The organism is Bifidobacterium aquikefiri (assembly GCF_002259795.1).
Taxonomy (GTDB): domain Bacteria; phylum Actinomycetota; class Actinomycetes; order Actinomycetales; family Bifidobacteriaceae; genus Bombiscardovia; species Bombiscardovia aquikefiri.
Genome location: NZ_MWXA01000001.1, coordinates 52,122 through 78,551, shown reverse-complemented (window position 1 = coordinate 78,551; position 26,430 = coordinate 52,122). Strand labels below are relative to the sequence as shown.

Sequence of the window (26,430 nt, the reverse complement as noted above, 5' to 3'; positions counted from 1 at the left end):
TGAGCGCCCACACCGTCAGCACTTACATCAGTCATTTTCCATCTCTTTCTCATCATTAGCGAAGCATCGTTGCAACGCCAAACGCTAGGACGTATAAAGGCGCACCCGCCAAACAGAACGGGATGCGCCTTGAACTCACAGCTATCGAGAACTACTTCGCGCTCTTCCTGCGAAGCATCGCCAGACCCACGCCGGTAAGAGCGAACACGGCAATCAAGGCGACAAGCGTGCTCGTTTCGACACCGGTGGAAGCCAGACCGCCATACAGGTCTGTCGAACCACCGCCAGCATCACCGGCAGCATTCGAAGCGTTCTTGTCCGCAGCGTTCTGAACCGACTTGTCGGTATCCGAATCATCAACCGGCGCAACGATGTTCACCGGCACCCAGCCAAGCAACTCGCCATCCTCGTCATACAAAGCAACCTTGTGATCTCCCGAATAGCCGACCGGCAGCACCACATCAACGAAGAGGCGACCATCGGCAGCCTTCTGCACGATCAGGTCACTCAAGCCAGTCGTGGACTTCAGACGCACCGGAGTCGAATAGATGAACGCCGCAAGCCTGTCACCCTCATCTACACCAGCAGCATCACCGATATACAATCTGAATGCGCTACCCGCAGTGGCCACAGAAGCAGCAGAAAGCACACCACCCGAAGACCCTGACAAACCACTCTCAGGCAACGGCACGACATCCAAAGGCACCTCTGGAGCCTCAGGAACCTCAGGATTTTCTTGAACCTCAGGGTCATCAGGGTCATCAGGCACTTCAGGATCCTCTGGGGTGCCAGGATCCGGGTCGGTCGGATCCGAAGGGTCAACAGGATCAGTACCAGGGATTGTGATCTGCCAACCCCTGATCGTGGTTTTCACCGGCTCCGTGGCCTTGTTTGTCAGGCCGTCAGCAGCGCTGCCGTCCTGCTGACCCCACACATACAGGTCATAGTCCTTAGTATCGTCGGTCATTGCGTCTTCGGGCAATGCAACATTGCCTCCGCTACTCGTCCTACCTGAACCCAGTACCGTATCCGTATCGGGATCAACGACCTTCCAACCCATATCGGAACCCATATCGGAACTACCCGTCAGATTCAACATGCGCGAACCGGCACCACCGGAAACCGAAGCCGACCATCCAGGATGTAACATCCTACCCAACTCGACAAATGTTAGACGCAAATCATCCGAAACGCGCTGACTCTGATCCCTGCTGGATGCCGACAGCAGCAGATTATCAAGATTCAGGCGAAGAGCAGGTCGCAATCCGGGACCGGCATACGACGCATTGGTTGCGAGCGGGAGTCCGGTACTCGCCACGCTGAAAGCTTTGCTCACCACGTCCCAAGAAGCAGAACGCAGCCAAGAGCCAGCAGCACTACTACAAGCACCGTCGGAACATCCTCGCTTAAAATCATCATCTGGAACATAACCATCGTTCGCGTTGAAATACTCAGCCATATCACCCACCGACAACGGGAACACACGATACAATCCGTGTGAAGATGCCTGACCAAATGCATACCCGGCAACACAACCCTGATCAAACGGAGGCGAACTTTGTGATCCTGTGCACACACCCGGCAACGTTGTAGCAGTACCAAACAACGAGCGTTCAAATGACGAATAATAAGCATCCACATCAAGCGCCTTCGATATCCTGGCCACATTCGACTCATAGTCGGCACTATCGAAAGTGTTTGTATACGGTGTGCCATTCCCATCAAACGCGAAACCCGTGGTCATCACATCAGATGCCCACAGCAACGCCTCACCCGCACCCAGCGCAGTCGAAGACGAAGCAGACGAACTTGTATCAGCCAAAGGAGCGTTACGCGGATCACGAATCTTCGAACTATGCGCACCCTTGCCCAACACCAGATACTTGCCATTAACCGAAACAGTACCGCTGGCGGCCACATTCGGCAATCTACCCGACCTACCAAATTCCACTTTACGAGCATCCACCACATCGGAAGCCTCTCAGTCTCAGTGATCATCTCGCTGAAATACCCATCAGGACCCAACACCACTGGGGCAGTCTCCGCCGGAAGGAACGCACCATCGGATTGCGCATCAACCTCGCTTGCAGGGGTCACCGCAACCTGAGGTTCCCCGACAGATTCTTCGACAGCCAAGGCCGAAGGAACGAACGCCGCCCCAAGCCCCAGACTCGCCACAGCGGCCACACTCACCAGGAGACGGCTAAAACGAAGCCCCCCCCCCCGCATATTTTTTCTCTTCATGCAGTCTCCTTACAACATTTCAAACAAAATCGAGATAATCGACACTCAGCATAACAGAGAGAATATACTACATGTATATTTTTGATATTTCGAGAGTAGACTCACTCCTATCAACCCTGGCATCAATTTGAATAGGCGCGCATATTTAGGTGCATTGTCAACACAATAACCATTGTTTCCGCAGAATAATGCCGAATTCAGCCCTTACAGCAACTCTCCCTAGCTCCACAGATTCGTTCTGATTCGCCACTTTTCAGATTCCACCAACTGAATTCCTATCGAAACCATTGCAATGCGCGCTCGCATTGTTTGTCGATTCCATTCTGAATCCGATTGACAAGTTCTACACGATCGTTATGCGTTTGATCGTCCGCATACAAGACATCTTTAGACAGGTCGAGCGCCGTTTGAGATGCTTCGGCGAAGGCACCGGGCAAACGCTTGGAATACAGCGTAAGGAAGTCTTCCAGATCAGCGATATCAATGGAACCGGCATCATTGACAAGCTTTCGCCAGTGCCTCAGTTCTATTCGTTCCCAGTTGTATTCACCCCCGATGCTCATGGCAAGCTTTCGCTGATTTCGGCTTGTGTCATAAGCAAACATGGAAGCTACATCATACAGTGGTGCAAGCTGCGGAGTATCGCCAATCGGTTCTGTAATCGCATAGTTCCTGGCATGGGCATCGCTTCCTGCCATCAGGAAATTCAATATCAACGCGATATAGAACAAAGCGATGCTGCTTTCATCCAAACCGTTGTCTCGAAGACACCTGACTATTTCAATAGGCCCGGGTCCACCTTCTGCCTGATATTTCTCAGCCGACGGATGAGCGGTTGCCTGACATAGATCTTCCTGATGGATTCTAAGGATTTGCGTGCGTCCATCCTTGTCCTTGACATATTTTCGATCCCAGCGTTTGCTCACCAGAGCCGGCAGCCCATCAAAGATGCGGAATTGCGAATTGGACACTGGCAAATCCAACTGTTCAATCGTTTTCAGGCAAACATATTCGTTGAATGCCTGCTCGTGCAGGGTCATGATGCCTGGCTTGACGATATGGGTGGTCGGCGCAGACCCTTGCGCTTCATACCAAGTGTCATTGAGCCTGCATAGTGCAATCTTGTCCTGCGCCCCGTTCAACGACCAATGCTCGTCCTCGCCTTGCCAAGTGGCTTGTCGATTGTCTGAAATCGACATCAGCCGCTGTCTGATGTCAGGCTCTGAAATCTCTTGCAAACCCGCATCGCGCTCAAAGGTATCAATGTTGTCAATGGGAACGAACTGCACGCCACCAGCACAATCCAGACCGATGGCGCTCAGCAGAGAGAACGGGTTGTTGGCATTGACATCATATATGCGTGCGATGCGTTGCCGCATGGCTCTTTCGTCTGGAAGCACACCGTCGATGAAGGCCTCCACTGGTTTCCCTGACCAAGGTCTGGCACGGCGAGGCATGGATAGAGACAATGAGGCACCGGTATCCTCGCCCATATCGTATGCGAAAACATGCCTGCCATCGTTCTCTTCCCTGAGAAGACCAATCCGCCTGCCTTCGAGGAACACAACGAGCTCTTTGGATTTCATGCGCTTTCCTCTTCACCAATGCCACCTGACCTCTGCTCTTTGGATCGCAGGGCAAGTGTCTCAAGGATTGTCGCGGCATTCCTTGACCGCCGCTGCCGTGTCGGCGGCATGTCGTCCGTCATCTTGTCGCCGATGCTTTCACCCATGTTTCCTTCTCCGCTACGGGCGGCGCCTTCCTTTGCCCTCCCCTGGGAAGTTTCCCTACTGCCCACCGCATCTGGGTCTATTGCATAGGAAACGGTAAGCTTGATGCCAAGTATGTTGCACAATGTAAGAATGCGGCTGAAACTCGGCTCGGCAATTGCAGTCAGCTCAAAACGGTTGATCCAGACTCTCGAAAACCCTGACTGCGCCGCCAGTTCTTCCTGCGTCCATCCTCGCGCCAAACGCGCATCGCGCACGACTGTTGCCATATGATGAATGCCAGATATGCTGGCGACGAATTGCTCCATCAGGATTTCCTCCCGCACAATCAATAATGTAATGGAGTCATAACATTATATGAATGTAATAGATTCATTATATTCATAAAATGTAATATTTGGCTAACATCAGGATACGCATTTCGCAATCATATTACTACCTAAGGAGCCGTAGGAAGTAGACACCTTAACCTGAACCTGAACCTTCGGCTCGGTTGGCTCTAGGATGGGATTGCAGGCATCTCATGGACACCTTTACGTTGGAAACATAGTAGCTCCACAGGCATTATTCGTTCCGAGTTTACAGATTCGAATTGCGCACCACTTTTTAAATCGTGATAAGGGTCTGAAGTTTCCGCTCTCTTATTTGCCACCATTGGCACATTATTCCCGAATTCGTATTCTTGATTTCAGATTATATGAACCGTAGATATGAGTCTTGATCCATAAGCAATATGACCAACACGGTGATGGGTTGGTCTGCCAAACCAACCCATCACACATAAGGCCCGATGACTATTTGACCTTATCCCTACGGAGGGGCAGCGTTGCACAGCGAAATCCACCCGGGAACTTGGTGACTTCCGAGAAGTCCAACGGGACTGGCTCCACATCATGGGCGCGCAGGGCATCGGCGAGTCGGCGCGCATGCGAGTCGATGATGATGCGATCAGGGGCAAGGGCAACGGTATTGACCATCAGCGATCGCGCCTCCATATCGTTCGCCTCGATAAGTTCGAAACGGGAAGCGATCTGACTACGTGAATATGGAGTCAGTGACGAAGAGTGGATATATCCCAGCTTCGGTCCGACCATCGTGAACTTCGTATCGAGATGGACGACGCCCCTGCCAGAGAACTCAATCGGAACTATTTCCCTGTCGATGCCGGCACAAGAGAAACATTCCCTCAACGCGCTGATTCCTTGAAGATTGGTCGCCTCGCTCAGCCCGACGAAAACGACGTCGTCGGTCACCATCACATCGCCGCCTTCGATGTGACCCGATTCGATTCTCTTGACTTTCGAAAATTCGGTCAGATATGGTTCGAGAGCCCTCTGCTCCTTCTTCCTGATTGGATCGCGCGAACGCGAGAGGAATATCGTGTCGTCGACCGCGAACGCAATGTCCCTCGGGTACAGCTGAATGTCCACATCCGGCAAGGATGCAAGCGCATGAACCTTTACTCCCGAATCGATCAGAGTCTGCACGAGCTTGTCGTGCTGACGGCGGGCAATGTCATGATTCGGCACGCGAACGGTGTTGTTTTCCACATATCGAAGGCTGGCTAGGTCCGGATAACGCACCGACCCCCAGATCAGATTCCACCAGTTGTATGTCTTGTACGGTCCGACAATCGCCTCTCGCAGTTCACCGATGTCACTGGGGTTTGCAATGTGAATCATGATGCTCCTATCATCTTTCGTCACCGCCGATGCAAGCCGCTAACCCTTCTACAGCGCTTTTCGACAGGACCAATCCTAACGGCAATATTGGCCATATGTACAACATAAACGAAATCCCAAAATGCGTCAAGCTTCGATGAACTTGCCCGAGTGCATCTGCTCGCTATGCTTGCAAGCATGAGCAAGATCGTCAATCACTCGGCACGTCGCCTTGAAATCGTCGACGCATGTCTCCGAGTGGTATCGCGAGCCGGCCTTTCAGGAGCGACGACGCGCGAAATCGCAAAAGAGGCGGGGGTCTCCCATGGGATCATCTCTCACTATTTCAATGGGAAGAACGAAATACTGCGAGCCGCACTGCAACGTTCATATCAGCAGCTTGCCGATCGCATAGATGCGAATCTCAATGGACTTTCAGGTGCCGAGGCCCTGCAACAAGCCGTCTATGACGCTCTCCCCGTAGACGACGAAGGCAGGGTTGGAGAGCAGATAGAGCTTGCATTCTGGGCATATGCGATTGGAAATCCAGAGTTGGCCGAGGAGCGCTGGCGCTCTTACACCGAGTGGAGACGGGCGCTCGAACTCCTGATCAAGGGCGCGCAGGCGCAGGAACATCTTGATGGCCCCGATCCGACTCTTGTTGCGGAAACAATTATCTCGACCCTCGATGGACTCGGCGCGCAAGTCGCGATGTATCCTGATCGCATTCCCGCCAAGCGCATGGTCGAGATCATGAACGCCATGCTTGCCGGTTTCGGTTTCGTTACGATCACGAACGCGTGATGTAAATTCAAGAAACTTTTCAGGGAACTGGAAAGAATGATGATTTATATTGGCCATATGGTCAATATAAATCTTCGCTCGTGCATCTTCCCCCTGTCTCAAAGCTGGTGCCGATGGCAGGAACAATGAGCAACGCCATCACGTCACCACCGATCATCGGTCGCGCATACTATCCTGCACTCGTCGCCGCCAGTACGAGCATGTGGGCAATCATCCTTGGCCCTGTTCTGAGCACCATCCCCAATCAGGTCGACAGCATCGCCCCCGGGAACAAGGTGTTTGGTCTCGCGCTTGTAACGGGCATCGCAGGAATCGTCGGCATAGTCACGAACCCGCTCATAGGACATCTGAGCGATAGAACCAGAACCCGATTCGGCAGGAGAATCCCTTGGCTACTGGGAGGGATGGCACTGATCCTTCCGATTTCAATCATCATCGGACATTCCAGATCGATCTTAGAACTGACTCTTTGGTGGACGCTGCTTCAAGTGGGTGCAAACATGCTCATGGCCCCAACGTCGGCCACGATACCCGACGTGGTACCAGAACGACATCGCGGCATGGCATCCGCTTGCCTCGGGATTGCCGCTGCCGCCGCTCCGGTACTCGGAACTGGCGTTCAGACCCTTGTCTCATCACCCAGCCAGGTATACATGATCCTTGGGGGACTGATCTGCATCGCACAGTTGTGCTTCATCACCACACTTCGCAACGACCACACGGTTCCACAAGCCCACTCCAGAACGAAGAAACGTATGTATTGGGAGCATATGATTCCGCGGAGCAAGGATTTCTGGCTGGTCTGTGCACACAGGATTCTGTTCGGACTCGGCCAGAACATGGCGTTGGCCTACCTGTTCTATTATCTTCAGGACGTGATTCACTATGCCGCGCAGCACCCCGGTCGGACCACCGACGACGGGGTGCTGCTGCTGACGGCAATATATGCACCATGTGTCATCGTGGCCGCGATATTCGCGGGATCTCTGACCGACCGAACTGGTCGTTTCAAGTGGTGTCTGGTGACTGCCACACTCGCATTCGCCATAGGAGCCGTGCTCGGAGCGGTGACCGGCAGCTGGACCGGAGTGACCATCCTCGCCATACTCACCGGCCTAGGATATGGCGCATACGCCTCCACAAGCATGACCATGGCCATTCACCTACTCCCCGACAGCGAACGCCGAGCCCGAGACCTGAGCCTGATCAACGTCGCCGACCTCAGCGCAATCGCACTCGGACCAATCGCCGCAGCAACAAGCATCTCCCTATCCGGCTACCCAGCAGTATTCATAACTTCAGGAATCCTCACAATCGCCAGCGGAGCCATCATCACAGCCATCAAAAACGCACACTAAGCTTCAACACCATGAAAACTGCACCCACCTTGCAACACCCAACCAGAAAACCCACATACGACCCCTACAAGCCTTCCCAACAACAAAAACACACTCCCAATAACATGGAAGTGGATGCAGACCATTCGGTCACACTGTTGGATCCACCCGCCAACCATCCAACCATCCAACCAAGGCAGGGAGATACATGATTGCACGGGTCAGATTCTTACCACAAATCTTGGAATTGAGGAGTAACGCTAGAGCCAATCCCAATATCTGCTGAATATCTGCGCTTCCAGCACCATGAATGGAATCTGTTTGAAAGAATACTTGCTATGACGACCTGTTTGGAAAACATTGCCGTTGATTCATATGAAGGTATCGACACTCACGCAGTCGGCAGTGGGACCTTGCCGGAATAGACTGCCGCTATCGCGCCTCCATCTACAAGGAGATCTATGCCAGTGATGAAGCTTGCCTGTGGCCCAACCAAAAAAGTCACTGCATCGGCAATATCACTCGCAGTCCCAATGCGACCGGTGCCCGAGTTGTCTACCATGGCTTGCATGAATGCACCCGATGGACTGTCAAGCTCCTGCTGACCCATACCCGTCGAAATGACTCCAGGGCTCACAGCATTGATTCTTGCTCCGCGCGCGCCCCATGCAATACTTGCAGCCTGCACCTGAATTCTGTTCGCTAACTTGGCAACGCCATAGCCTACACCCGAATTGCCGAGTGCAGCCTCAGAGAAGAAATCAAGCTTCAACAGCTGCTCACCTGTGGAAACTCGGATCGCATGCTCCTGTTCCGGTGTGAATGGACGAGAAAGATAACTCGACATGCTTGAAACCACAACGCCGGCAGTATCGGGGTTAACAATGGCTCCAAACTCCTCCAGGGTGTACGCGACACCAGCAAGATCAATGGCAAGAATCCTATCGAGGGGCATCATCGTAGGTGACACTCCAGCAGTATGTACAAGCGTCGAGAGCTTGCCAGTCTTCGCAACAAACTCAACCAACCGATGAACCGATTCTCGTGAAGATACATCAACGTGCTGCGCCACGACATCGAATCCATCTGCTCGCATGGAATCAGCCGTTGCACTGAGTAGTGACTCGTTGTAATCTGCGAGCACTGTAGTTCGACCTGGTGCAAGACGGCGCGCAATCGTGCCTCCCATGCCACCAACACCAATAACAACCAATACGTCACCCATGAGAAAACCCCCTTGTTTATAACCTGGAATAACATGTCCATGCTATCAACGAATGCTTGGAAATTGGTGTGGTTACCGAATGAAAATTTCGCTTGAACGTGCGTGTGCTGCATCGAAGTCATACGCAAAGGCACCATCATCACATCACCGTGGAACCTGCGAAATCATAACGCACCATGCGCATCGATCCGGACTTCGAGAGTCTGCGCGATAGTGGTGCGTATTAGCTCTTCACACGCTGCATGCTCTCATGCATCGCAATCATCACGAGAAGAAGCACTCCAAGATACCAAGGGAACACGGCGATGCCGACACCGTTAGCAATGACTCCGAACAACGGCGGCATCGCAAGGGACCCGGTATACGCACTTGCCATCTGTACACCGATGATCGCCTGAGATCGATCTACCCCAAACGTGGCAGGCGTGGAATGGATGACGCACGGATACACTGGCGCACAGCCAAGCCCCAGAATCACCAGCCCTGCCAGAACAATGAAGCTCGAACTGCCTGACACCATGATGACGAGCAGTCCAAATGCCATAATCGCATATCCCACGCGTATCATCACGGCATCGTTCAGCCGGATCGTCATGAAGCCGCTGAATGCCCGGCCAACCGTGATACCTATATAGAACATGCTGGCCCATGATGCTGCTGCATCCGAAGCAATGCCAAGATGCTTCACCATGTAGCTGCTCGCCCACAGTCCCGCAGTGGTCTCGATGGCACAATAGCAGAAGAACAGCAGGAACACCTGAGGTGCCCCGGGAATGCTGAGAATCTCGCGGATTCCAAGATGTGAGCTGCTCACCGCCCCGGCATCAGCTGAAGCCTTTGCGCGGTCCTGTGACGAAGTATGCACCCGCCGTTTCCACAGAGGAACGCTGAAAATCAGCACGGCAGTGAGCACCATCTGCAGGATGGCAATATAACGATAGCCACCCTGCCATCCCTGATTCCTTGCGAGCGCAAAGCCCATGATATATGGCCCTATCGAAGCGCCCATACCCCACATGCAATGCAGCCAACTCATATGTCTGCTCGCATAATGCAAGGCAACGTAGTTGTTGAGCGCGGCATCGACACCTCCGGCACCCAGCCCATATGGGATTGCAAGAATACAAAGCTGCCAGTAGCTTGTTGCCGCAGAGAATCCTAAAAGTGCGAGCGCAGTCACGAGCACGGACGAAGCGGTCACCTTCCCTGCTCCGAAACGTTGCGTGAAGCGGTCGCTGAGCAAGGATGAGACAATGGTCCCCAAGGAAATAACAACCGCAATACCACCCGCGTATGAGATTGGAACCCCGAACCCTTGATACATCGAGGGCCATGCCGATCCAAGCAGCGAATCGGGAAGTCCCAAACTGACGAATGCCAGATAAATAATCGCGAGCAACAAGCCAGCCATGTGTGCAACCCTTCTAACCATCCCCATCGAACACCATCGAACGCATCGACGCGCCATGTCTGGGATGCCACATCCCTATCGAAGGCTGAGCAGTCACTCCCTGCAGCCATATGAACGCTAGGTAATCTATTACATATACGTCAGATAATCAAGAACGAGCGTTCCGCGGCTTCAACGAGGGTTGGTCACAGACCGTCATGACCATGAGCCATCACGCGTGTCAGTCGTCCAGATCCATGTAATAGCTCCAGTTGCCAACGGTGATACCGTTGCGCTCTACTGGCTGAGAGAGAAATTCCGTGAACCCGTTGCTGGTATAGAACCGTCGATTGGGCTCGGTGTTGGTGATCAATGTAATCGCGTTCCCACCCTTACGCCTGACATAGGGAATCATGCAGTCCTGAATCATTCGGCTTCCAAGCCGCTGACCTCTGTGGTTGTTTTGCACTGCAAGTAATTCCACATACCATGCCTGTGGATACCTGGTGAAGCAATCCCTATCGGTATCGTCACTGATTCTGCGAAAATCCAGCACTCTCTTCAAACCCACACGCCACGGAATCCGCCATCCGCCAGAAACGATGTAATTCAAGAGTCCGGGACGCTTGTTCGTCGGATTTTGCATCAAGGCAACCGACACGATGCTCCCATCAAGCACGCCTACCAGGCAGTCATTGCGACGAGCGATCGCTCGAAAGTACATCAGGAGCAACGACCTGATGAACTTCAGATAATCCGACTCATCGCTGAACGCGTCACGGAAGACAAAGGTAAAGAAAGGATAATCCGCAAAGGATGCGGCAGCAAGATCGGCAATGCTACCCAGCTCATCACGCTCAGCAAGCCTATAGGTGACAGTTGACGGTTGTGAACGCTTTGACATGCCACCCATGATAGGTCTTCTACGCTACCGAATTACGGCGAAGTTCAGCAGGCAAAGCATTCAGCGATGGACCGTGCAGCATGTCGCACCAGAATATATCGGCGCACATATATCACAGCCATCGTCGAAGCAGACAGGACGTACTTTTTCGCTTGGATTCAGGGCTGCAACCGCCGTGTTCTACAGTTTTGGTATCGAGTGGGATATCACCACCGCCTCTCAGGATGACCTTGATGAATTGGCAGCATGGATTACGTGGTACAAGGAACATCGTGAATTCCTCCATGGCGGCAACTACCATCGTTTCGACATTGCCGATCCTTCAGTAACCGGCTATGGCGTTGTGTCCAATGATGGGTCGCGGGCAATCATTGCGCATGTTCAGGAAGAGGAATCCCCAAGCAATCGTGGTTCATATATGCGCATTGCCGGGCTTGATCCGCAAGGCAAGTACTGCGTGCAGTGGACAGGTCCAGAGGCAGCCAAGGCTGCTTTGGAATCGTTGGATTCCTATGGGCCTTTCGGAAAAGCGGAAGTCAGCGGTTCGTTCCTTGAGTCAGTCGGAATCCGCATGCCACGCTGCAAGCCAGAAACAATTCGTCTATTTGAAATACGGCGAGTCACGCTCTAAAACTATTCATGTGGTTATGTTCCTGGCCAAAATTTCCAGGCACATCGCCACGACGGGCATCACTATGCAATATGCCGAATGCATCGCATTCGACACTGAGAGATTCGCGACACAGAAGTCAAGGGCACAGAAGTCAGGGACACAGTCGTCCACAACGAAAGGGTGGTTACGTTGACCGATAGTTCACATATCGAAATGCTGCCAATCTGCATTGGCGAACCACATCAGATAACCGTGACCTCCGATCGAGGCAATGAGTCGGGCACGTACGATGCACGGCATCTGTGGTTTTCAGATACGCAAATCGTGGTGTCGCCCGATGAAAGTTCCACCTCAGTTACCTTGAGCTCACGGCAAACCGGAATCAAGATCGTTAGCTTGCGATGGAATCTGAGCATGCCCAAGGATGCACTCTACCTGGGTGATGAGTGGGAGCGTGGGTATGGAACAATGGGTTTTCATAATCTGTTGTCAAATCGATTCATGCCATGGTATTTCATTGCTTCGCAAGCCGATGGCGGCTTTGGCTACGGCGTCCGCGTCAGACCAAACGCCATGTGCTTCTGGCAGATTGATGCTGAGGGCATCACCCTGGTCCTTGATGTGAGAAATGGGGGCATGGGAGTTCAACTGCACGGCGAACACCTCGAACTGGCCACCATCATCGCCAGAAAATATGAGAACGCCACCGCAATGCAAACCGCCCAGCAGTTCTGCTCTGCGCTCTGCGACGACCCCCTGCTCCCAAATAAGCCCGTCTACGGAAGTAATAACTGGTATTACGCATACGGCGACAGCACCGAACGTGACATCATGCAGGATACCGATTACTTGGCGAAGCTCAGCGAAGGCAACGACAATCGCCCATACATGATCATCGATGACGGATGGCAGATTCATCACCGTATCAACAACTACAATGGCGGCCCCTGGCGTGAAGGCAATTCCAGGTTTCCAGACATGCAACGTCTTGCGGACTATATGAGAGACAAGAGCATCAAGCCAGGAATCTGGACTCGTCTACTGCTTAACGATGACCCGGAGATCCCATGCAGCTGGAGACTGAAAACGAATGGATGTCTCGATCCATCATGCCCCGATGCCTTGGAATATATAGCGGAAGATATTCGAACCATGTGCGGTTGGGGATACCGGCTGCTGAAACATGATTTCTCGACCTTCGATCTGTTCGGTCTATGGGGATTCCAAATGAACCCATACGTCACCCACGATGGCTGGCACCTCTATGATCGCACGATTACCAATGCTCAGATGGTCAAAAGATTCTACGCCCGTATCCATGAAGAAACCGCACGCTTTGGAGCCTTGGTTCTTGGGTGCAATACCATCGGTCATCTGGGCGCAGGTCTGATGCACATTCAGCGTGCCGGTGACGATACCAGCGGCATCGATTGGGAACGTACACGTCAGATGGGTATCAATACGCTTGCTTTTCGCCTGCCACAGCACAGACGTTTCTTCGATATCGATGCGGACTGCATCGGCATTGGCCCGACCATAGACTGGAAGTTCAATCGTCAATGGGCTGAGGTCGTTGCAAACAGCGGCACCCCGTTCTTCTTCTCAGCAAAACCGGAAAGCCTCACACCCGCCATGGAGGAAGACCTGCGCAAGGCCTTGCGCACGGCTTCCATTGGCGAAGTCCACGCAATTCCTCTCGATTGGCAACAAACCGATTGCCCTGAATCATGGGGAGACGAGACCGGCATCAAGAAATACATGTGGTTCGACCAACGCGGCCTGCAGTTCAACCCGAACCCAACCCGTTCCATTGCCATCCTTTCGAACATAAGTGAGTAAACTTTGAAATTTCAGCCCATTCAGCAGTTTCCACAACGTCTTGTCCTATCGTGCGCTGGTGTGATACTCACTGCTTCAAGCGTGGCGGTCATCAGTAAATCCTCGTTCGGCATTGACCCTTTCACCACATTCGTCTTTGGCATGGCCACCATCACAAACATGGGGTATGGAATCTGCTATACCTTGGTGAATCTTGGCTTGCTCGCGGTGATTGCATGTGTTGGTCGAACACATCTCGGCTTTGCAACCCCGATTACCATCTTTCTCAGTGGTTTTGTTACCCAATGGTGGCTCAGCGCCCTGCAGGCCTGGATTCCGTCGCCATCACTCGCGGTACGCTGCATGCTGCTCGTCTGCGGAATCGTCTTGCTCTGTTTGGCGACTGCCCTGTATTTCACCGGGAATCTAGGTGTTTCCGCTTATGATGCCTGCGCGTTGACTCTTCATGCCTCCACCCATTGGAAATTCAGGTTCTGCCGCATTGGGACGGATCTGTTTTGCGTCGCGGTAGGGTTCTCATGCGGTGCCACCGTTGGCATTGCCACGGTAATAACCGCATTATGCATGGGGCCACTGGTCGAATATTTCAACACGACCGTAGCCATTCCTCTGCTCCATGCAAGGTTCTGGAACAATGCTTCAGCTACAAATCTCTCGCAGCAACCACGATGAACCGCCCTCTTGGGCTTCTGCACTGGGCAGAGTGACTCAAGGAGGCGGTCCTCGCTCACATTCACGGCTCTGGGTCAGTCCTGAGCCGGCTGATTCGGATTCACTTCGTCGCTGAACACATAGATGCACTGACCGGCATGTTTCTCTTCGATGACCTTCTTGACCGATTCAGTACCATATGCCTCAACGACTTTCACATAGGCAGGATTCTTGGCATCTGTCGCCCGTCCGGCGATGATGTTGATCCATGGCAGGTTGTATTCATCGTCGGGATTGACAGGCACGCTATATATGGAATCCTCAATGGGATCCAGACCGGCATCTATCGCAACGTTCGTGTTGATGATTCCAACCGCGTTATCAGGCAGCAGACGTGGAACCTGCGGATATTCAACCGGGTTGAAAACCAGATGCTTGGGATTGTCGGTGACATCTTCCTCAGTCGGCAGATATCCCTTGTCTGGATTCGTTTTCAGCACTCCCGCCCGCTCCAGAACCTTCAACGCCCGACCCATGTTCGTGGGGTTGTTGGGAAGCACGACACTGTCTCCATCCTTCAGATCGTCAAGACTCTCGATGCTATCGGAATAGACATTCATCGGCTGTATGAAGGTGTTGGCGTACGTAGTAAGGTCGTATCCCTCGCTCTCATTCTGGTCGTCGAGGAATGCGTGATGTTGGAAAGCGTTCAGGTCCAGTTCGCCATTGGCCGTGGCAGCATTGATCTGGCTTCCATCCATATGCACCAATTCAACCTGTATGCCGGACTTATTCTTCGTGAGCTCTGCATTCACAGCATCCCAGATATCGTTGTATGAGTCGCTGTCAACCCCTACCTTGACCGTGGTTATCTGACTGGATTCGTCGCTGCGGAAGCGATTATAGGCGAAGACTGCCACTGCAACCACAGCCACCGTGGCAAGAATGGCCGCAAGTATGATCAGACGAGTTTTTATTGATTTCAATTGATTGCTCCTTTGGTCGTTGATAAACAAATAGATATTTCTGTGAACATGCAGCCGAAAGTAGGCACACTGCTCACTCGACATCATGAAGTGAAGGTGGCCGCGCTACTGGCGTGTTGTTGCATCGACTACGATCTTGCCGACGAATTCGACAAAACCTACCATGCAGAGCAGCACGATAACCGACGCGAGCGTGGCATCAAACATGAATCGCTGATAGCCGTATCGGATGGCAAAGTCGCCAAGTCCGCCGCTACCAAGCGAGCCGGATATAGCTGACAACCCTATGAGACTGACCATGGTGATAGTTGTTCCCTTGGCAAGGGCAGGTATGCCTTCTCTGAGATACACCCGACGGATTATCTTCCAGGGCGTGAATCCCATGGAGTATGCGGTTTCAATCAGATTTGACGGTATGGTCATCAACGCAGCTTCGACTTGACGCGCAAAGAATGGCGTTATGCCGACAACCAGCGGAAAGATGGCACCTCTGAGACCGAGCGCTGCTCCGGTCAAGGCCCGTGTCAACGGTACTAGAGCTGCAGCGAGAATGATGAAGGGAACCGAGCGCAGGACATTGATGGCATAGGAAAGCACCCGATTGCATAGCGGCGCGGCAAGCAGACCCCCTTTGGGCGTAGTCACCAGAAGCACACCGAGAATGAGACTTGATACCAGCGAAATCGCACCAGAGACACCCACCATGACGGCCGTTTCCCAGATTGACGATATGAATTCTCCGCGATATTCAACTACATGGGGAAACCATCGAGCAACGATATCAAACATGTTCGATAACCTCCACTCGAACGTCTTTCTTCCTCAAGAAATCAAGTGCGGATTCTATATTTTCCGCAGATCCTTCAATAGTTGCCACAAGACCGCCGATAGGCCTTCCACCGATGCTTTCAATATCGCTGAGAAGAATGTTGACAAGCACGCCAAAGCGGGCAGTCATCAGAGAAACCAAGGGTTCGGAAACATCTTCCTTTGAATATTGCAGACGTATAAGTCTCTGCCTCTTTCCGATGGTGATCGCCGGATTGTCTGCGTGTATCAGATCATTAATTCTTCCGAGATTCGAAGTGGTTTCGATGAATGTTCTGGTGAGGGCGTCATGTGGATTCACGAAAATCGAATACACGGATCCCTGTTCCACGACGGTTCCATGATCGAGGACCATCACCTCGTCGCAGACATGCTTGATCACAGACATCTGGTGCGTCACCATGACAACGGTGACGCCAGTATTGCGGTTGATCGTTCGAATCAAATCCAGAATGGACGTCGTCGTAGCCGGGTCGAGAGCACTGGTTGCCTCATCGCACAGTAGAATCCTGGGATTGTTTGCGAGCGCTCGGGCAATCGCGACCCTTTGCTGCTGCCCGCCGGAGAGTTCATTTGGATAGGCTCGCTCTCTGCCCGAAAGTCCAACGAGTTCCAAGAGGCTGTCGACTCTTTGCTCACGCTCCTCACGTGAAAGATCCTTATCTTGCAGGGGAAGCAGAATATTGTCTCGGACGGTTCGCGATGGCATCAGATTGCATGATTGGAAGATCATCCCGATGGTCGTTCTCAGTTTTCTCCCCTGACGCGCATTCAACTGAGAGAGCTTCTGTCCTTCGACTATCACCTCTCCCAACGTTGCCTGCTCAATGCCGTTAATCAGCCGTACAAGCGTGCTCTTCCCGGCACCACTCAGGCCGATGATGCCGAAGATGCTTCCTGGAAATATGTCGGCACTGATGTCATGCAATGCGGCATGTTCACCATCGCCGCTGCGGAAGGTCTTTGAAACCTTGTCAAATCTGATGATGGCTTCCCTAGGTTCATCATGCTTTCTCTCGCTATCAAGAGAGGGAGAAAAAAGATGTGTCATAATGCATATTCCAGAAGTTCGACCACATCAGCTGTGTTCAGTTGCAGGTAATTGCCAAGCAGAATACTTCCATCCTGAGTGGCACGAAAAGCGATGTCTTCAAGATCGGTCCGCGATATACCATGCTCGCTCAAACGGGTATGCAATCCCAATTCCCTATAGAATGCCTCGAGTTCAGCGGCAGCGATCTCAACGATCTCGGCATCTGTCCAGCTCACGGCATCAATATGGAAGACACGCGTGGCAAACTGTACCAGCTTGTCTGGCTTTCGCGCTGCAACAAAGCGCATCCATGCCGGAGTCACGACAGACATGCCTTCACCATGAATCAGCCCGAAGAGTCCAGATATCTCATGCTCGATCTTGTGTCCAACCCAGTCCGGAATGCGCCCCTTGCCCAGAATGCCATCGTTATGCGTTACTGCCGAGAGCATATGCAGTTCTGAGCGAACAGCGACGTCCTGTGGGTCGCGGATCACCTTGCGACCATATATGGAGCACGCTGGTGAAACTAGCCTCAATCAACCTGTCGGTGACATCGACCGGCGCTTCATCGGTCGCATAGACTTCAAGCAGATGGGCTGTCATGTCTGCAATGGCGCTGCTCTGATACACCGTTGGAACGCTTCGACTGAATTCTGGATTGATGATCGTAAAATTCGGGAGAATAAGCGGATTTTCAAAGAAGACCTTATTCCTGCCTTCTTGGATCACCGCACAATCCGATTGCTCTGACCCACTTCCAGGAATCGTTGAAATCACCCCGATCGGCAATGCTGTGACTGGAACAGCTTTCCGTTGAAAGAAATCCCACACATCATGCTCATAAGGCACTCCGAGAGCAATCGTCTTCGCCGTGTCAATGGAGCTACCACCACCAACCGCAATGACCAGGTCGACATTGTGCTCTCGCGCTGTGTCAACAAGTTGATGTACAAGCTCCAAGCGAGGATTTGGTCTCACTTCGTCGCTCCAAATCAGGTCAATGCCTTGCTCGTCACATACAGCTGTGACTTTTGCCTGAATTCCCAGCTCTTCTGGATATGTGACACCGCTAACTGCCAGTATGCTGTGCACACGGAGTTGCAATAGCACCTTGGATAGCTGGTCAAGTGCATCTCGGCCAAAAATAGTTCGTGTCGGTTCGTGGAATTCAAAGTCTTGCATTGTTCTGTCCCATCTCACGGCATGCACATGCCTGCTGAAGCTTGCGTATAAAATCTTGATGCATCGTGAGCAAGACTGTATATGATGTATAAATTTGCTACAAGTCACCAATGCCGCCCGCCAGATTCCAAGCCAGAAGCAACGAGCCTCCGCAACTCTGAAAACCCTACAATTTCAATGGTTTTCCAAAAAAGTCATAAGCTATGGTTATAAACAGTAATCAAATTTACCAAGGTATGACATCACCGAGTTGAAGTTGTTGGTGGCTATCATCTGACCGGCAAAACCAACCAACACGACCGTGCGGGCATCGGTGTAATGCTCATGCAAGGCCAAGAAAAGGGAGTCAGGCACTGTTTTGGGTTGTTGATGATACGTCGGCAAGGCTCTGCAGGAGCTCTTCCTCCTCAATTGTTTCGAAACTCGAGGGTTCCAGCCCAGTTCCCGCAAGTCATGCACAACATGCAGCGAACAAAGTTGGCAGCTGTTCGTCGGGATTTTCTTCCGCTGCAAAAGCCACTCATGCCATGTCACTGTTCTCCAGATGACAAGAATGTTGCGAACTTCGGTACAAACTCGCCGCTGGACTTCCCCACCGAATCAGACCCGAAAACCACCAGATGATTGACAGGCATTCAGGTAATCCGACCATGATTCCGCGATCGGCCGATACCTGCATCGGTAATTAAGCGCATATACGAACATATTGTCAAATATTCGCAATCACTGGTTTAGTCCTTCTCAGCCTGTGCAGACCAGACTTGCCCCCTCAGACTATGCTATGCCACGCTATGCGACCTGCTCATGAACCGATGCATTCACCCACTGACGCTGTTCTACGTTTGCCCCCGAAAATGTTCCAATATCAATGACGCAGTCACGATAATCACGACCGTGGGAAATCGTGATGTAATCATCGTTGACAAGTCGATTATGCGTGGGATCGAAACCGACCCAACGGCCGTTGTCGTAGATTTCGACCCAGGCATGCGTAGCTCCCTCACCGATCAGCAGACCTGCGATATAGCGTGATGCAATGCCCAAATCACGGCATGCAGCCAGCATCGCATGCGCATAATCCTGACACACACCAGTCCCCTGCTCCAACGCCTCCTCAGCGGTGGTACGAATCGTCGTTGACCCTGGTGTATAGGTAAAGGCATTGAATACTTGGCTCATGATTTCACTGGCCGTTGCCATTGAATCACCGGTTTTGTGTTCTTCAGCCAGCTTCTCCCTGCAGTTCTTACAGAGCGCCTCAATCGTCGGACCCGGCACAGTCAGCACCGAATCATAGTTATACAGTGGTTTGAATTCTTCTGACTGTGTGTGGTCGTTGTCAACAAAGGCAATGCCTGTGACAGAATACTCAAAGGATGTATGCGGCTTGGGGATGAAGCCGGTCATCACAACAGAACCGAACCCGTCATGCTCGGTTTCCAGATCGGTTTCTGGAAGCACCTTTACCTTGACGTCGACAACCTGTTGACGTGGGCCTGAAGCCGGTACGCAGCGCAACTGAAAGCGGTGATCCGTCACGGCATCACTGAAGCTCAGCTTCATCACATAGTCGAATACAAGTTTCTTCACAAGCACTCTGCTCCTCAATACATGTGTGAAACAGCATGTCCCAAACCAGCATTTCACGCATTCTTACGTTGTTAGCATACACACACGCACCACGAATTCGGTCAGTTCAGCATCGAAGAAACTGTGTACATGCTTCGGCCAAACATATCCATTCAGGTCCACAAACACTCATTCAAGCCGAAAATCCATGTTCATCGAGTTCATCACGCGTGGCTTTCCACTATCAATATCAAGTACCCGCCCTTCAAATCCATTGAGGAATTCGGTAATGCGCTGCGAAAGTTGCTCATACCCTCGCTCTGGCAGCTGTTTCAGCAACTGCCTTGCACCCGAGGCAAAGCACTGCGGCAACGGCATACCGTTCAGCATCGAACCATAGGTGGCGAGCTTGCTCAGCGGCGCCTGCAAGTCTGTCTCAGGAAGCCTGAATCGCGTATACAGATCCACGCGCTCAAGATATTTGCCGATGAACAGGAACGCCTTGAGCACGGGTGCCAGAGCGGAATCCTCAACGCCTCCCCACAGAGCCAGCATGTAATCGGTGATGTCACGCTGCCTATAAATGTTTTCGGATTTGAGACCGCCGTGAGCAGCGCCGGCAATCGTATTCACCGACATCTCAATGTACTGCACAAGATTCGATCCGAGTTCAGGGCGCAATACAACCGCATTGTTGAAGGCTGCCTGCATGGCGCTCCGAACCGAATTGGCATTGTCCGGGTCATAGAGGAAGGAGTGGATGAAACTGTCGAAGTCATCAAACTCTTCAGAGAGATCCAATGCCTTGGCAAATGGCTTGAACGCATCGACCTGCGTATCCATGACCAAATCATAGAAGGGGAAGAACTGTCCGATGGTGGTGAACACGCGTTCGGTATAGCGGCCAAGCCAATAGAGATTGTCAGCCTTGGCTGCGGTAACCAACGTCGCTGCATGCTTCGAATAATTGCCAACCAGATTCACGGCATCGAGTTGAGTTTTCTCATCCAATTCCTCGGAATGTTCCGGCGAGAGAATCCACGTATCCTTGAATCCACCGCCCTGGGACGAATTGACAATCATCTCGCCTTTGAACGACGAATATCGCGTCAATCCCGAATACCAGACGTGCGTATGCTGGCCGGATATCACAAATGCTCGCAAATCAGCCTTTCGCGGCATTCTTTCGCCCGTCTTTGGATTGACGATGTCGATGTCCTTGAACTGAATGACCTCTTGGGCAATGAATCGGCGCGGATCTTCGCGAATTCTATCCACCATATCATCGCGTTCCTTGGCATTGAGACTTGAGCCAAAGACCACGCCGTACCCACCGGCTTCGGCCACGTCCTTGATGACAAGCTCGCCAAGACGATCAAGCACGATCTTTCTGTCCTTTTCGAACATCGGCATATAGGTCGGCGCATTCTGGAGAATCGGTTCCTCATGCAGGTAATAGTGGATCATGTCAGGCACGAAGTAATACATGGCCTTGTCATCAACCACGCCATTGCCTGGCGCATTCATGATGGCCACATTCCCGGCACTATATGCTGCGAGCAGTCCAGGAACGCCTATGACTGAATCAGGATTGAAACTGAAAGGATCAAGGTACTCGTCAGCCAAACGTCTGTAGATTACGCCGACTCGTTGGCGTTTGCCCGCATAGTCAACGAAGTACACGCGATTCTGCACGACTTCCAAATCTTCCGGAAAGGCAAGTGTCGCCCCGGTCTTTTCTGCCAGATACGCATGTTCAAAGAAGGCTGAATTCTGACTGCCCGGCGTAAGCAGGACGGCTATTCCCTCGGTAGAGACAAAGTCCATTGATTTGCGCAACAGACGAGGATATGCACGGTTATCTCGTATATGCACATCTCGGAAGAGTGTTGGATAGATGCGTCGTTCAATGTCACGGACAAAGAGAGGGTAGCTCGCACCAGACGGAATGCGCAGATTGTCTTCCAAAACCCACCATTGCCCGTCCTCTCCCTGGACCAGATCCTCGCCGGCGATATGTGCAAAGACACCCCCTGGGGGTGTGACTCCATTGACCTGTGGATAGTACCCGACGGATGTGTAGACATATTCTTCGGGAATCACACCATCCTTGATGATCCGTTTATCAGAATAGATATCACGCAGACATGCATTGAGCGCCTTGACTCGTTGTTTGAGTCCTCGTTCAAGGTTGTCATATTCAGCCGATTCAATGATTCGTGGAATTGGATCGTAGGGAAAGAGCCGATCCTCGTAATGACCCTTGGAGTAGATTCCGAAGCGGACCCCGTTGCGACTGAGCTCACGATTGATGGATTCTCGCCGACCAACTAATTCGCCTGCAAGTTCACGTGCATTGGATTCTAACATATTCTGCTCCATTCCCTAGTCGAACGGTGAGCAACTGAGCGGTTATTTCACTTAAGCACATGCATCGTGAAAAAGTTCGAAACAACACGGCTTCACACCGGTTTCTTCTCTCTGAATGAACGTCATGCTAGACATGCAACATTACCGCAACCCACACAACGTGTTACAGACTGAGGCTCTTATGAGAACGATGCGGTGACCCATGTCGTGCTTCTCAGACGAATTGGATGCTCAACGTCTTATGCAGCCCCTTCGCCAGTTGTTGCAGTGTTCGCAGACTCGGCATCGAACCGCCGGTTTCCAAGCGACTGATGTTTGACGCTCGAATGCCAGTTACATCCGCTAGCTGCTGCTGTGTCAGACCAGCATCTATGCGAGCCTGCATAACCACTCTTGCAGCCTGATACTCTGGTTCCAACGCATCATATTCCTGCGCAAATTCAGGGTCCTTGAGCTTCTTAGAGAGATACTTATGAAAATCGCTCATCGATTCCTCTTTTCCCAATCTGTCTTATAATTCATGGCTTTTACGATTTCTTCGGCTGGTACAGCGTTTTGTTTCTTGACGATTCCATGAGTAAGAATTATCTGATTATCATGTTGAAAGAAATAAAAGCAACGGACTATATTGGTCGATTGCTTACTGCGAAGCTCAAATATTCCTCCTCTCAGATATTTCGAATGCGAAGATCGCAATTTATTACCAAAATCTTCAAGCAAACTGAAATCTCGTAATATCTTTGCTAATAATTTTCTGTCTGAAATATTGTCGAGAAATATCTCGATGGGCTTGAGCCCGTCCTCCGAAGAATAAAAGTTGAGTGAAAACCGTTTCATCACCACCCCATCGAAAGTAATATATCAATTTTGATATTATCATACTCATGAGATTCGCTTAAACGGTAATCACACTCGCATGTCAAATGAATTTCACTTACCGACAGCATAATTTTGCATCTCTGCAAAGTTATAGTAGTGTAACTTTTTGTTTCGAGCGCTTCTCTTGAATTCGCCCGGCACATACACGATGAACCTGCATCATTGGGGAATTCGCGTACGTTACACATTTCCTGGCGGAAGGAACTTGGAATCCCATGGCATCTGAAATAGCAGCAACGTCCCGTCGGCAAAGCGGGCATGCATCCGGCGGACACAGCCTTATGGATCAGCGTCAGATCATGCTGGTGATCTATGCCCTGATGACGGCGATGTTCTTGAGCTCTCTGGACCAGACTGTGGTAGGCACTGCAATCAGAACCATAGGCGATGATCTCCATGGCCTCAACGAACAGGCATGGGTTACCACTGCCTACCTGATCACATCAACGATCACCACGCCACTCTATGGAAAGCTCTCGGATATCTACGGCCGCCGACCGCTTTTCATCATCTCGATTGGGCTCTTTATCGCAGGCTCGCTCATGTCGAGCTTCTCGACATCCATGATCATGCTGGCGGCTTTCCGAGCCTTCCAGGGTCTTGGAGCAGGCGGCCTCATGTCACTGCCACTTGCCATTATCGGTGACATCGTGGCTCCTCGCGATCGAGCGAAATATCAGGGCTATTTCCTTGCCGTGTTCGGTGTCTCGACCGTAATTGGCCCCCTCATTGGCGGCATCTTTGCTAACGCAAGCAACATCCTTGGCATCACAGGATGGCGTTGGGTTTTCCTGATCAATGTTCCCGTTGGGTTGCTGGCTTTTGGCATGGTCTTCGCATTCCTGCACCTTCCCCGCTTTGGTGACAGGCGCCGAAATCGCGTCGATTGGTGGGGTGCAGCAACAGTCGTAGTCGCGCTCGTTCCGCTGCTCCTGGTTGCCGAGCAAGGTCGTGAATGGGGATGGGGATCCACAGGCTCCACTGTCTGCTACATCATCTCAGCCATCGGTCTGATTGCCTTTATCGTCATCGAACAGCACATGGGTGACGACGCTATTCTGCCGCTGCGCCTCTTCATTTCCAAGTCATTCTCCATGGCATCGATTCTGGGCGCGCTGCTCGGCTTCGGCATGTTCGGAGCAATGCTGACCATTCCACTCTATTTGCAGATTGCAGAAGGCCTTTCTCCAACCCAATCCGGATTCGCAACGATTCCTATGGTGATTGGTCTGATGATCTCCTCAATCACCGCAGGACTTATCATTTCACGCACCGGAAAATACCAATGGTTCCCGCCCGTTGGCACTGCCATTGCTGTGATCGGATTCGGATTCCTGATATGGGCCATCGGAAGGCCGCTTCAGGCCATGATGCTGGGCATGTTTGTGCTTGGTCTTGGCATCGGTTTCCTGATGCAGGCACTGATCCAGGCAAGTCAGAATGCCGTTTTAAGCAAGGATATGGGCGTTGCAACGAGCTCAGCTACCTTCTTCCGCCAGATTGGCGGAACGATGGGCACGGCAGTATTGCTGTCCGTACTGTTCTCAGTCATGCCGACCAATATCCTCAATGCCATGTCCGATCAGACATCCTTGAGCACCGGATTGAATGCCGCATTGACGCCAAGCGTTGCCAACGCTTCGGGAAACAAGGCAGTCATGAAGCAGATCTGGAATCCAATCGTCTCGCAGATCAAGAAGCAGTCACAGCAATCGCTCGATGCGGCAACGACCAAGGTCAATGCCGCGGCAAGCGCTGCCGTTCAAAGTAAGGTAAGTGCCGTCGTCAAGCAGCAAGCTGCAGCAATGGGGATCACCGACACCACCGTGGTGCAATCCATGATCGACAAGCAAGTGGCAGCGGCAACACCAGCAGCCCAGACTCAGGCATTGAAGGAGGTTGCCTCCAAGCGCAATCTCAGCATCGTCAATGGAAAGCTAAGCATTGACTATGCCAATGCATCACAACGAAAGGCTGTGGTGAAAGAGGTTGTTCCCAAGCTCTCCGACTCCATGAAGAAGAACAGCGGCACGAGCGGTTCCCTCACATCATCATCGTCATCCACCAGCGACACGTCATTCTTGAATGGTGCTGATGGCAGACTGACTCAACCGTTCATCAACGGTTTTGACGCATCGGCACGCACGGTGTATTGGATAGGCGGAAGCGTGCTCACCTTCGCACTGCTCCTGACCAGCATGTTCCGCGTGCCGCCACTCAGGGAACGCTCGGCATTGGAAGAGCAGGCGGCAGATCAGGCTGCGGCACAACGGCTTAAGGATGAAGCGAGATAGAACGCACAAACTCAGCACAGGCACAGCGTATTCCTCAACTCGATTGCTTTCATCGCCGAGCGATGCGTTGAAAACACGACTTTCCGGCACTTGAATGGCACACGCACGGAACACCGTGATACGGTGATTGAATACTCACAAGCATGCGAAAACAGACTGCAAGGAAGAGCATATAGGAATAGAAAGTGGTTATGAACGACATGGAGACTCTCGGCTTACGCGAGCGCAAGAAACAACTCACACGCGACACCATTCATGATGTTTCCGTGAAGCTGGCGCGTGAGCGTGGTTTTGCAGAGGTCACCGTCGAAGAAATTTGTACAGGAGCCAACATCTCGGCTCGAACTTTCTTCAACTACTATCCATCCAAGGCAGATGCGATTTTCGGTATCTCGTTGCATCCCTTGACGCAGGTGCAACGAGAGCAGTTCCTCCATAGCAAGGGTGACCTGCTCTCTGATCTATGTGCCCTGGTCGCTTCGTGCATCATACTATCGAACGACACGATCATGCTGCATGAACAGTTTTCTCACTGCGACACCGTGGCATTTACCGAGCTAGGGTCCCATTTCAAGGAGCTGTTCAAGAGTCTGCATATTCTTGCAGAACAGCGCACCGCCGATCCGCACAAGGCCCGTCTCGCGATTTCCCTGCTTATCGCAGCATTGAAGGTGGTAGCGCATATCGATAGCAACGAAGAGGTACGCAGCACACAAACGCTCCAGCATTCCCTTATTTCGTCCATCAGGGAACTCGGTGCCATGGCAAACACCGTGGATGCATAGCCATGGCATGCATGTTCCCGCACACATTCTTTGCATGAGTCAATATGCATGGAATTCCAGGAAAAATATCAGAACCTTGCTCAAGGCACGTTGCACCCCAAGC

The 26,430-nt window shown here is 52.0% G+C and carries 23 protein-coding genes; 7 read left to right on the top strand and 16 right to left on the bottom strand.

Annotated elements, in window-relative coordinates:
* Positions 1 to 151: 151 nt before the first annotated feature.
* The 4 genes from BAQU_RS10335 to BAQU_RS00320 all read right to left on the bottom strand — a co-directional run bounded on the left by BAQU_RS10335 (position 152) and on the right by BAQU_RS00320 (position 5,656).
* On the bottom strand, positions 152 to 1,918 hold the full coding sequence (locus BAQU_RS10335) for a hypothetical protein (RefSeq protein WP_158215578.1): 1,767 nt from the start codon (positions 1,916 to 1,918) through the stop codon (positions 152 to 154).
* A 601-nt stretch (positions 1,919 to 2,519) separates the two neighbouring features.
* On the bottom strand, positions 2,520 to 3,830 hold the full coding sequence (locus tag BAQU_RS00330) for a type II toxin-antitoxin system HipA family toxin (protein ID WP_094692090.1): 1,311 nt from the start codon (positions 3,828 to 3,830) through the stop codon (positions 2,520 to 2,522).
* The gene (locus tag BAQU_RS00325; protein ID WP_094692089.1) at positions 3,827 to 4,282 is read right to left on the bottom strand and encodes a helix-turn-helix domain-containing protein; all 456 of its coding nucleotides are present in this window, start codon (positions 4,280 to 4,282) and stop codon (positions 3,827 to 3,829) included. Before BAQU_RS00325 ends, BAQU_RS00330 begins: the two co-directional genes overlap by 4 nt.
* Positions 4,283 to 4,768: 486 nt before the next feature.
* Complete coding sequence (locus tag BAQU_RS00320) at positions 4,769 to 5,656, bottom strand: dimethylarginine dimethylaminohydrolase family protein (protein WP_094692088.1); 888 nt, start codon at positions 5,654 to 5,656, stop codon at positions 4,769 to 4,771.
* Between the two features lie 177 nt (positions 5,657 to 5,833).
* On the opposite strand from BAQU_RS00320, the gene BAQU_RS00315 reads away from it, so the two are divergent.
* Together BAQU_RS00315 and BAQU_RS00310 are read left to right on the top strand one after the other, a co-directional pair.
* Positions 5,834 to 6,439 (top strand): TetR/AcrR family transcriptional regulator, encoded by a 606-nt coding sequence (locus tag BAQU_RS00315; protein WP_158215576.1) that lies wholly within the window; start codon positions 5,834 to 5,836, stop codon positions 6,437 to 6,439.
* 113 nt (positions 6,440 to 6,552) lie between these two features.
* Positions 6,553 to 7,797, top strand: a complete 1,245-nt coding sequence (locus BAQU_RS00310) for an MFS transporter (RefSeq protein WP_094692086.1) — start codon at positions 6,553 to 6,555, stop codon at positions 7,795 to 7,797.
* A gap of 370 nt (positions 7,798 to 8,167) precedes the next feature.
* Here the strand turns inward: BAQU_RS00310 and BAQU_RS00300 are convergent, their stop codons facing one another.
* From BAQU_RS00300 to BAQU_RS00290, 3 genes are all read right to left on the bottom strand, one after another.
* Positions 8,168 to 9,001 (bottom strand): SDR family oxidoreductase, encoded by an 834-nt coding sequence (locus BAQU_RS00300; protein WP_094692085.1) that lies wholly within the window; start codon positions 8,999 to 9,001, stop codon positions 8,168 to 8,170.
* A 223-nt stretch (positions 9,002 to 9,224) separates the two neighbouring features.
* Positions 9,225 to 10,412 (bottom strand): MFS transporter, encoded by a 1,188-nt coding sequence (locus tag BAQU_RS00295; protein ID WP_094692084.1) that lies wholly within the window; start codon positions 10,410 to 10,412, stop codon positions 9,225 to 9,227.
* 220 nt (positions 10,413 to 10,632) lie between these two features.
* Positions 10,633 to 11,295, bottom strand: coding sequence for a GNAT family N-acetyltransferase (locus tag BAQU_RS00290; RefSeq protein ID WP_158215575.1), 663 nt, complete (start codon positions 11,293 to 11,295; stop codon positions 10,633 to 10,635).
* 7 nt (positions 11,296 to 11,302) lie between these two features.
* Between BAQU_RS00290 and BAQU_RS00285 the strand changes: the two genes are divergently transcribed.
* The 3 genes from BAQU_RS00285 to BAQU_RS00275 all read left to right on the top strand — a co-directional run bounded on the left by BAQU_RS00285 (position 11,303) and on the right by BAQU_RS00275 (position 14,419).
* Positions 11,303 to 11,926 (top strand): alpha-galactosidase, encoded by a 624-nt coding sequence (locus BAQU_RS00285; protein ID WP_244568375.1) that lies wholly within the window; start codon positions 11,303 to 11,305, stop codon positions 11,924 to 11,926.
* Positions 11,927 to 12,097: 171 nt separating this feature from the next.
* Positions 12,098 to 13,747 carry an alpha-amylase family protein gene (locus BAQU_RS00280; protein ID WP_143241923.1) on the top strand — a complete coding sequence of 550 codons (1,650 nt, stop codon included), beginning with the start codon at positions 12,098 to 12,100 and terminating at the stop codon, positions 13,745 to 13,747.
* Between the two features lie 3 nt (positions 13,748 to 13,750).
* On the top strand, positions 13,751 to 14,419 hold the full coding sequence (locus BAQU_RS00275) for a YczE/YyaS/YitT family protein (RefSeq protein ID WP_094692080.1): 669 nt from the start codon (positions 13,751 to 13,753) through the stop codon (positions 14,417 to 14,419).
* A gap of 74 nt (positions 14,420 to 14,493) precedes the next feature.
* Here the strand turns inward: BAQU_RS00275 and BAQU_RS00270 are convergent, their stop codons facing one another.
* The 9 genes from BAQU_RS00270 to BAQU_RS10725 all read right to left on the bottom strand — a co-directional run bounded on the left by BAQU_RS00270 (position 14,494) and on the right by BAQU_RS10725 (position 23,206).
* The gene (locus BAQU_RS00270) at positions 14,494 to 15,384 is read right to left on the bottom strand and encodes a MetQ/NlpA family ABC transporter substrate-binding protein (RefSeq protein WP_158215574.1); all 891 of its coding nucleotides are present in this window, start codon (positions 15,382 to 15,384) and stop codon (positions 14,494 to 14,496) included.
* Positions 15,385 to 15,489: 105 nt separating this feature from the next.
* Positions 15,490 to 16,173 (bottom strand): methionine ABC transporter permease, encoded by a 684-nt coding sequence (locus BAQU_RS00265; RefSeq protein ID WP_094692078.1) that lies wholly within the window; start codon positions 16,171 to 16,173, stop codon positions 15,490 to 15,492.
* On the bottom strand, positions 16,166 to 17,263 hold the full coding sequence (locus BAQU_RS00260) for a methionine ABC transporter ATP-binding protein (protein WP_094692077.1): 1,098 nt from the start codon (positions 17,261 to 17,263) through the stop codon (positions 16,166 to 16,168). Before BAQU_RS00260 ends, BAQU_RS00265 begins: the two co-directional genes overlap by 8 nt.
* Positions 17,260 to 17,697, bottom strand: coding sequence for a dehydroquinate synthase/iron-containing alcohol dehydrogenase family protein (locus BAQU_RS10665; protein ID WP_275542224.1), 438 nt, complete (start codon positions 17,695 to 17,697; stop codon positions 17,260 to 17,262). Before BAQU_RS10665 ends, BAQU_RS00260 begins: the two co-directional genes overlap by 4 nt.
* Positions 17,675 to 18,430: an iron-containing alcohol dehydrogenase gene (locus BAQU_RS10660; protein ID WP_094692075.1), complete on the bottom strand. Its 756-nt coding sequence runs from the start codon at positions 18,428 to 18,430 to the stop codon at positions 17,675 to 17,677. The genes BAQU_RS10665 and BAQU_RS10660 overlap by 23 nt, the downstream gene beginning before the upstream one ends.
* A gap of 789 nt (positions 18,431 to 19,219) precedes the next feature.
* Positions 19,220 to 20,020, bottom strand: a complete 801-nt coding sequence (locus tag BAQU_RS00245) for a transglutaminase domain-containing protein (protein ID WP_094692173.1) — start codon at positions 20,018 to 20,020, stop codon at positions 19,220 to 19,222.
* A 168-nt stretch (positions 20,021 to 20,188) separates the two neighbouring features.
* A complete protein-coding gene (locus BAQU_RS00240; protein WP_094692074.1) occupies positions 20,189 to 22,369 on the bottom strand; it encodes a circularly permuted type 2 ATP-grasp protein in 2,181 nt (726 codons plus the stop codon).
* A gap of 214 nt (positions 22,370 to 22,583) precedes the next feature.
* Entirely contained in the window at positions 22,584 to 22,856 is a 273-nt protein-coding gene (locus BAQU_RS00235) for a helix-turn-helix domain-containing protein (protein ID WP_094692073.1), read from the bottom strand.
* Positions 22,853 to 23,206 (bottom strand): type II toxin-antitoxin system RelE/ParE family toxin, encoded by a 354-nt coding sequence (locus BAQU_RS10725; protein ID WP_094692072.1) that lies wholly within the window; start codon positions 23,204 to 23,206, stop codon positions 22,853 to 22,855. The genes BAQU_RS00235 and BAQU_RS10725 overlap by 4 nt, the downstream gene beginning before the upstream one ends.
* A gap of 257 nt (positions 23,207 to 23,463) precedes the next feature.
* On the opposite strand from BAQU_RS10725, the gene BAQU_RS00225 reads away from it, so the two are divergent.
* Together BAQU_RS00225 and BAQU_RS00220 are read left to right on the top strand one after the other, a co-directional pair.
* Positions 23,464 to 25,542 carry an MDR family MFS transporter gene (locus tag BAQU_RS00225; RefSeq protein ID WP_211277055.1) on the top strand — a complete coding sequence of 693 codons (2,079 nt, stop codon included), beginning with the start codon at positions 23,464 to 23,466 and terminating at the stop codon, positions 25,540 to 25,542.
* 191 nt (positions 25,543 to 25,733) lie between these two features.
* On the top strand, positions 25,734 to 26,327 hold the full coding sequence (locus BAQU_RS00220; RefSeq protein WP_094692070.1) for a TetR/AcrR family transcriptional regulator: 594 nt from the start codon (positions 25,734 to 25,736) through the stop codon (positions 26,325 to 26,327).
* The last annotated feature ends 103 nt before the right edge of the window (positions 26,328 to 26,430 follow it).